At 67.9% G+C, this 452-nt stretch carries 2 pseudogenes; one reads left to right on the top strand and one right to left on the bottom strand.

What is annotated here, in order from left to right:
• Positions 1-103: 103 nt before the first annotated feature.
• Positions 104-208 (bottom strand): annotated as a pseudogene (locus AC0IY0_RS28760) (IS5/IS1182 family transposase); the annotation flags it as partial.
• On the opposite strand from AC0IY0_RS28760, the pseudogene AC0IY0_RS28755 reads away from it, so the two are divergent.
• Positions 209-452: pseudogene (locus AC0IY0_RS28755) on the top strand (transposase); the annotation flags it as partial.

Below are 452 nucleotides of genomic sequence, written 5' to 3'. Positions count from 1 at the left end.
TTCGGCGAGCGCTTCACCCGGGCCATGGCGGCCTGATGTTCAACACGCCGCCCGCACACGAAATTCCTGACAGTCCCATGCTTCGCGCGTGGCACGCGCCTCAGCAGTGGCAATGACCGTAGCCTTCGTGAGCATGAAGCTTGTCGGGCCTGCGCCGCAGCCGACCGCGCCGACCTGTGCGTACGCCCGGCACCGCGCCAAAGGTGGCGATCGGGATCGCCTCGTGTTCATCGACCAGACCCGAGCCAACACCGCCATGGCCCGGGGCTACGGGCGCGCCTTACGGGGCGAACGCTGCCGGATGAACGTGCCCCAGGGCCATTGGAAAGCCACGACCGTCATGGCGGCCTTGCGCACCCATGTGATCACCGCGCCCGGGCTGCTCAACGATGCAATAAGCGGGCAGGCCTTCCGCACCTACGTGGCTGACGTGCTCGTCCCCACCCTCCCGC

It is taken from the genome of Methylobacterium sp. AC315 (assembly GCF_979253755.1).
Note: the sequence above shows the minus strand (reverse complement) of the source record. Positions and strands in the feature narration are given on the sequence as shown.